This window comes from Methanosarcina sp. DH2 (assembly GCF_020804225.1).
GTDB lineage: Archaea > Halobacteriota > Methanosarcinia > Methanosarcinales > Methanosarcinaceae > Methanosarcina.
Genome location: NZ_WJBI01000008.1, coordinates 1 through 8,129, shown reverse-complemented (window position 1 = coordinate 8,129; position 8,129 = coordinate 1). Strand labels below are relative to the sequence as shown.

The window sequence follows — 8,129 nt, the reverse complement described above, 5'->3', positions numbered from 1 at the left end:
AAACAAATATGGCTTTTAATGACAGAAACTTCAGAGGAAATTCTAATTCTAACTTCGGCGCTCCCAGAGAAATGCACAAGACAACCTGTTCAGACTGTAAAGTTGAGACAGAAGTACCTTTTAAACCTGACCCTGAAAGACCGGTTTATTGCAGGGATTGTCTTCCTAACCACAGGACACCCAGAGAAAACCGCTATTAAGCGTTGTCCGTGTAACTGAGGTTACATCAACACTTATTTCTTTTACACTTTTTTAAATATACCTTAACCCGAAAGATACTTTTTTCTTAATCCAGAGCTTTTACAGATTGAGAATTGACCTTTTACAGGCTAATCAGTTTTACTTTTGTTGATAGATTTCCTCGGGGCTTTTCAAGAGTTATCAATATCTTTTTTAACCAGAATGATTGTTTTCGGATTAAAATAACATTTTCAAGTGAATTTTTCCAGTGAATTATGGGTTAAAGAAAGTTATTAAAGAAAATTATTAAAGAAAATCAATTAAAGAAAATTATTAAAGAAAATTATTAAAGAAAATCAATTAAAGAAAATCATTAAAGAAAATTATTAAAGAAAGTCATCAAAAAATGAATTACTAAATTGGAAATGAAAGTTTCTCTTATAATTTTCAAATTAATTAAAATATTGTTTCAGGTCGGTGGTCTGCATCAGGAACTTGAGCTTTCAATTATTTGATTTCCAGAACCCATTTCCATAGAGGGACATAGCTGATCTCATATTCTTCTTTTTCGAGATTCTTCGTAAGCATTATTAACCTGGAAACCTTCTCTCCTAAATGCTCTTTGGATCCCAGAAGAGCATTAATTTCTCCTTCCTTTACGTGGTCCGTACAGGTGCAGTTATACCTTTAAGCGTTCCATCCCTACCTTTGATGACAAATCCACTTCTCTTTTTTCTTTCAGTAAAAGAATTCTACTTTTCTTCGCTTCAACTCTACAAAGGCCAGGTTCTCTGCAAGCTTCCCTTCATAAGCAGAAAAGGGGAATGCCGCTGAATTTCGGAGCCCATTGTCGATACAGTAAATTTTTTAGGCAAATCCGTGATTTTTACAGATTTATAAGGAGCACCTTACAGGGTCAATTGGTTTTACCTTATCGGTACAGTACTTCAGTTAATCCTGTCGATTTCATGAAGAGCAACATATTTGATACTGACATTAAGTGCTAGCGTTTTGCCCTGTAATCCACATTTCGATCCCCTGTCAATGTAGGATAATAATCTCCAGATACTGGCAATTTTACTAATATGAGGTAATCAAAATGGCGCCTCTGTGCTGTGAATTTGTACAAATATGCCAGAATTCGAAATGTAAGTTGTAATGTAACATGGTCAAGACATACCTTTTTGAAGATATACCTTTTTGACCATCATTTTTAAAATAATTAATCCCTTTAAACTGCAGAACATGATCAAAAAGCTTATTAAGTTCGACCCATTTTATGTAGTATCGACTTTTTAATTTAGACTTTAGGCTGGGGTTCTTATGGTAGAAATAGAAAAAGAATTAGAACTGCTGCGTCAAAATCTATTGGACCTTTCTTACAGAAATAATTTAATCAATTATAAACCTTCAAAAGGGCGAACTATACCAATAATAGATGAGCATCCCCGCGAAATATACAATATATTCGTCCTTCAAGAAAAGTCTATGAAATTTTTACCGAAAGATATTGATAGTCCTGAAAATTTGAAGTCTGATTCTGAAAAGGTTAATAACTCAGATCTCAAATGGGCTCCCATTATCAATGAGGCCGAAGGACCTGATCATTATTTTGATGATTATCTTAACACTCCTTATGGACCTGAAGACCTTGGGAAAAAGCTATTCTACGTATATAATCAGGCAAAATCGGTATTTGAAGAACAGGGTTATCCAGTTCTATACCTTGCTCTTGGCTTTCTAAAGTGGACTGAGGATAAAAATTCTTTAAAGGTATGTAAAGCCCCACTTATTCTTGTTCCTGTTGAGCTTGAACGTTCAGGAGTGAGCCGTAAATTTATTTTAAAGTGGACCGGAGACGATATTTTTACATCGATCACCTTACAGGCAAAGCTTGCTGAACAGGGTGTTGAACTTCCGGAATTTGAAATGCCTGATGAAAAATCTGGTATTGACTTATATTTTCAGTCTGTTTTGAATGCTATATCTGATAAGAAAGATTGGAGCGTTCTAAGTGAAATTTATCTCGATTTTTTCAATTTTAAAAAATTCGTTATGTACAGAGACCTGGATCTTGAAACCTGGCCTGAAAATTTATCTCCTACTAACCACTCCCTTATTCAAAAAATATTCAATCCTTCAGAAGATTCCGTAAATCAACAGAGTTTTTCTGAAAAAGATGTTGATTTGAAGCTTTCTGCAAAAAATACATATCATATTCTGGATGCAGATTCTTCACAAATTGCAGCTATCGAAGATGTAAAAACTGGAATAAACCTTGTTGTGGAAGGACCCCCAGGCACTGGAAAATCTCAGACGATCACTAATATAATTGCAGAGTTATTGAAACAGGGAAAAAGTGTATTATTTGTTAGTGAAAAGATGGCAGCATTGGAGGTCGTAAAAAGCCGTCTAGATAACACAGGGCTGGGAGATTTATGTCTGGAACTCCATAGCCGTAAAGCAAAGAAAAAAGAGGTACTTGCGGAACTCGAGCGCACTTTAAACAGATCTGCTCCAAAATCAATAAATTTTGATCACGAAATCAATAATTTGGATCAGATGAAATTAGAACTCAATGGATATGTAATGGTACTTAATCAATCAGTTGGAAAACTTAACTTTTCTTTATATGAAATGTACGGCTTAAAAGAAAAAGTTCGCCGTTATTTCATGAAAAACGACAGGTCAATGCTAAGGGTAGAATTTTCCGATCCAGATAAATGGGATTACGAGCAATGGACCGAGGCAATTTCAACACTTGAAAAACTAACCGAACTCCTACCTATCATAAAAACAGTATTAAACAATCCCTGGAAGAGCTGTGAACCTGAGGACATTTTACCATCTGACCTTGAAGAAATTGACAGTTGTATTGATGATTATTATACCTCAATCACGGATCTTGAACATTTAATCAAAAATCTGGCAGATCTTACTGGCGGCTACATTCCTTTATCAGAAGATAAACTCATTCCTTTTGTTGATGCTGCGAAAGTTGTTGCTTCTTCCTATCAAGTAGATGAAGAAGTTCTGAGAAATCCGAAATGGGACTCACAAAATAAAGAAGCAGAAGAACTTATGTCTAAATTAAAAAGAGATCATGATTTAGATTCTTTTGTAAAGGAGTCTTTTAACGCTTCAGTACTCGAAATTGATGTTTATTCTTTATTAAATGAGTTTAAGTACCTGGTTGAAAAGAAAAGCGAAACTTCAGACTTTTATATTTCACAGGTTTCTCATGAAGAAAGTGATATTGTCTCTGATCTTGAATGTATCCGTGAATGGAAGCAAATTAAGAATTATATTGAGAGTAGGCAGGTAAGCGGGCTACAGATATTTGGAAATCTGTGGAATGGTGAAAAAACAGATATACGGAAATTGGAAGAATTTAGTAAATGGATGGATTCTTTCAAAAAACAATTGGTGGTGGAAAAGCTTTCTGTAAAAGCATCTATAATTCTAAGTAACGGAATTAGCGGGGATCTTTTACAAAATTCAAAATGGGACGAAGTCAGTAATGAAACTGAGACTTTTATATCAAAACTAAAAAAATACAAAGAGCTTAACTCTTTAGTACAGAAAAAATTTGAGAATTCTATTATTGATAAAGACATTGTTTCATTTAAATCATCGTCTGCAGGATTACTAAAATTTTTGAGGCCAGGGTACCGAAAGTTAAAGAGTGAAATATTAAGTTGTTATAAGTCACAACCTCCATCTAACGATGCTAAAATTCTACAGGAACCTCCATCTAACGATGCTAAAATTCTACAGGATCTCCAATATGTATTTGAATTGAAGCTGGTACTGGAGGATTTTAGAAACATACAATCAAGAGGGCAAGACCTTTTTGGGACTTTTTGGCAAAATGAACTAACTGATGCTGACATTTTAGGTGAATTTGTCAAATTGATTTCCTTATTTAAGAAACAGTTTTCACAGGGTGTACTCTCACAAAATATGGTTGAGCTTCTGAGAGCAGGCATAGACCAGAATGTATTAAATAATTATGAATGGGATTCTCCAAACAATGAAGTTGAAGCAATTATTTCAAAACTGAGGAGATATCATTATCTAAATTCATATTTAGAAAACACGTTTAATGATTCCATTTTCGAACAAGATACTGATGGGTTACTTCGTCAAATAAAAATGTTATCTGAAAAGAAACAGGAAGTTTCAGGTTTCTATAAAACCGGGTTAGTATCAAATGATAAAGGCATTATCTCAGATCTAAAACTTGTCTTTGAATTTGAAACAAATAGAAAAGAACTAATCAATATGCAGAATAGGGGGGGGATTCTCTTTGGGACTTACTGGGAAAATGAAAAAGCGGATCCTCAAATCCTGGAAGATTTTAGTAAATGGATCACTTACTTTAGAAAATATGTGGTCCAAGGCATACTCTCAGAAAAAAGTATTGAGATTGTAAGTAAAGGTGTTAAGAAAGATGATTTAAATTCAATCATCAGTAGCACAATAAAGAAAATAGATAACTTAAAAGCTCAGAATAATTCGTTGTTTAAGCTGCTCAATACAGAAGTTGTAACAATTTTTGGAAAAAATATAGAAGGAGTTCCCTTTGAAGAGTTAAAAAATAAATTAGAGTTATGGAAATCGGAATTGTCGTCACTTATAACCTGGAGTCAATTTGTAAATTATAGAAAACAATGTTTGAATACAGTTGCAGCACCTTTTATTCATATTATAGATAACGATGAAATCCTTGCTGATGACCTTGTGCCTGCTTTTAAAGGTAACTACGCAGACAATTTATTGAAAATTACATTTAGAGAAAAAAAGATCCTGCCAGCATTTGTTAAAGAACTTCAGGACAATAAGATCAAAAAATTCAAGGAACTTGACAGCAAAATTATTTTGCTAAATCGCCAAAGTATCGCACATGAAGCGTATAGCAATAAACCTAATGTATGTTCCGGAGCTTCCCGTGGGTCTGAAGCCGGTTTTCTCTTAAACGAATTTAATCGAAAACGTGGGCATATGCCAATTAGGAAACTCATGACTCTTTCCGGGGGATTAATCCAAAAAATCAAACCTTGTTTTATGATGAGTCCTCTTTCAATTGCTCAATACCTCGACCCAAGAACAACAAAATTTGATGTAATAGTTTTTGATGAAGCCAGTCAGGTGAAGCCTGAAGACGCAATTGGAGCTCTATTGCGTGGGAATCAGGTTGTTGTGATGGGTGACTCTCGCCAGCTTCCCCCAACAAGCTTCTTTGACCACGTTGCTGATACCTCAGACACTGACCTTGATGACGACGCAATTTATAGTGATATGGAAAGTATTCTCAATGTTTGCAAAAGGAGCTTCCCTTCAAAAACACTTCGCTGGCATTACCGGAGCAGGCATGAGACGTTAATTGCAGTATCTAACCAGGAATTTTATGATAACCGGCTTTATGTCTATCCGTCACCAATGCACGATGATGATAAATTGGGATTGAAATTCGTGCACCTTCCGGATACCATATATGACAGAGGGGGAAGTAGTGGTAACCGGGGAGAAGCACGCGTAGTTGCAAAAGCAGTACTGGAACACTATAAACATTTTCCCTCTAAAAGTATTGGTGTGGGGACTTTCAATGCAAAACAACAGGAAGCAATACAAGAAGAAATAGAGGAACTTTTACGCCATGATCCTGGAATGGAAAAATGCTTCACAAATGAAAAAGGGGAGAATTTTTTTGTCAAAAATATTGAAACGATTCAGGGAGATGAAAGGGATATTATATTTATAAGTATTGGATTTGGTTTTGACATAAATCACAAGTTAAACAAAAATTTTGGCCCTCTTAACAAGGAAGGGGGCGAAAGGAGATTAAACGTCCTGATCACCCGTGCACGCGAAAAATGTATTGTATACTCTAATTTCACTTCCAGAGATTTGAGGATTGATGAGAAGGACCCTTTCGGTTTGCGGGCTTTGAAGATTTTCCTGGAATATGCTGAAACAAAAAATCTTGTCGCAATTGAAGGAGTAAAAGAAGATACTGAGTCTCCTTTTGAAGATTCTGTGTATGAATTCCTTAGGGACAATGGATATGAAGTTCACAAACAGGTTGGTTGTGCAGGTTATAGAATAGATCTTGCAATTATTGACTCTAGTAACCCGGGGCGCTATTTTATTGGTATCGAATGTGATGGTGCTACTTATCACTCATCTCCGGTTGCAAGAGACCGTGATAGATTACGTCAGCAGATTCTTGAAGGATTGGGTTGGAGTCTTTATCGCATATGGTCAACAGATTGGTACCGACATCCGATGGAAAGTGGATATAAGTTATTAGAGACAATCGAAAATGCGAAAAAATGCCTGATACTTAATGAAAAAGAGGAAAGAAGCATTTATGAAAGCTCTACTTTTGAAATCGAGTATGATGAAAAAGTAGTTCTAAACAATCAGTTTACTTCACAGGTTGAATCACTGGATAATCTTGAAGAGAAAGTTCAAGAATATAAAATTTATCCATTAGCAGGTGTATCTACGAGTGATTTTTCTGACATCCCCATATCTCAGTTAAAACAATTAATCATAGATATCGTGGAATATGAGGGACCCATACACTCAGATGAACTAATTCAACGTATTAAGATGCATTTTGGAATTGCACGTGTTGGGGGCAATATGAAGAGTAGAATCTGCAGTGTAATCAAATATGCAGAAGAATCGAAACAGATCCTGGTTAAAAATGATTTTCTCGAGCCAAATTCCGAACACAAAAGTATATTGAGAAGACGCTGTGGGGACAAATCAGTAAAAATCGAATGGATTTGTGATGAGGAAATCATTCAAGCTATTTGTTTTGTCCTTACAAATCAGTATTCTACTGCACAGGAGGACCTCATAGTTCAGACTTCGCGTGTTCTTGGAATAAAAGTTGTACGCCAGAACGCTAAAAATAGAATCGAAAACATAATCGTGTCCTTAATCAGAGAAGATTACCTTGTAAAATTGCCAAATGAAATGATATATTTCAGAGAAACTGGAAAGTGTTCTCTTCTTTAAGTGTTTTGCATTCATTTTTATAGAAACATTTATATATTTTAATTGCTATGTATGTGTGTTGAAGATAAAGAGACGTATAATCTGTTATTAAAAACCAATTTTTGTTTTTAATCTAAGGTGTATACAATCTTATTTTTTAAACTATTGACTATCCGCTAAAGCGGAGGTGAAACGAAAATGGCTTTTAATGACAGAAATTTCAGGGGAAATTCCGGAGGTTTCCGCGGTAACAGCGGACCTAGGGAAATGACAAAAGTGACCTGTTCTGACTGTGGTGTTGAGACTGAAGTACCGTTCAAACCCACCGAAGGCAGACCAGTATACTGCAGAGAATGTCTTCCTAACCACAGGAAGTTCTAAAAATAATCTGCATCAGGTGTTAATTTTGTAATTGAATTTACATTAACACCTGGTTTATCTTTTCTTTTTGTTTTTGGTTCATTCTTTTTGTTTCTTTACTTATTTCCATTTCATTCAGCAGGAAAAAGTAAGAACAAAATGGCATAAAGAGTAAGAGCCGGCATGAATTCGACATGAACTCATAAAAATCAATATTTAACTCATAAAAAATAATTGAAAGTTTAGTAAGGAGGAATTAATCTGGCTAATTACAGAAGCACTATTAGAAAAAGAAGATTAGGATCTACAACACCGGTAAACTCAGGAGATAACCCTGAAGTATCCAGRGTACGAATCCCTCGMAAGGACAGAAATGAAGTCCTGGCAACGGTTTCGAGTTTACTGGTTTCGAAAAGGGTAACGCTTCAGTGTATGGATGGAATTGTCCGTATGGGCAGGATCCCGGGCTCTAAAAAGAAGAGAATGTGGATACGCGAAGGCGACGTTGTAATAGCCAATCCATGGGAAGTCCAGGACTGCAAAGCCGAAGTAACCTGGAAATACACAAGGCCCCAGGT

The 8,129-nt window shown here is 35.5% G+C and carries 4 protein-coding genes; all 4 read left to right on the top strand.

The window, feature by feature from the left end:
• Window positions 1-8 precede the first annotated feature (8 nt).
• On the top strand, window positions 9-200 hold the full coding sequence (locus FXV91_RS10825) for a CxxC-x17-CxxC domain-containing protein (protein WP_229390697.1): 192 nt from the start codon (window positions 9-11) through the stop codon (window positions 198-200).
• Between the two features lie 1,303 nt (window positions 201-1,503).
• The gene (locus FXV91_RS10820; protein WP_229390622.1) at window positions 1,504-7,212 is read left to right on the top strand and encodes a DUF3320 domain-containing protein; all 5,709 of its coding nucleotides are present in this window, start codon (window positions 1,504-1,506) and stop codon (window positions 7,210-7,212) included.
• A gap of 177 nt (window positions 7,213-7,389) precedes the next feature.
• On the top strand, window positions 7,390-7,572 hold the full coding sequence (locus tag FXV91_RS10815) for a CxxC-x17-CxxC domain-containing protein (protein ID WP_048134822.1): 183 nt from the start codon (window positions 7,390-7,392) through the stop codon (window positions 7,570-7,572).
• A gap of 261 nt (window positions 7,573-7,833) precedes the next feature.
• A partial coding sequence (locus FXV91_RS10810) for a translation initiation factor eIF-1A (protein ID WP_229390696.1) occupies window positions 7,834-8,129 on the top strand: 296 nt, incomplete at its 3' end.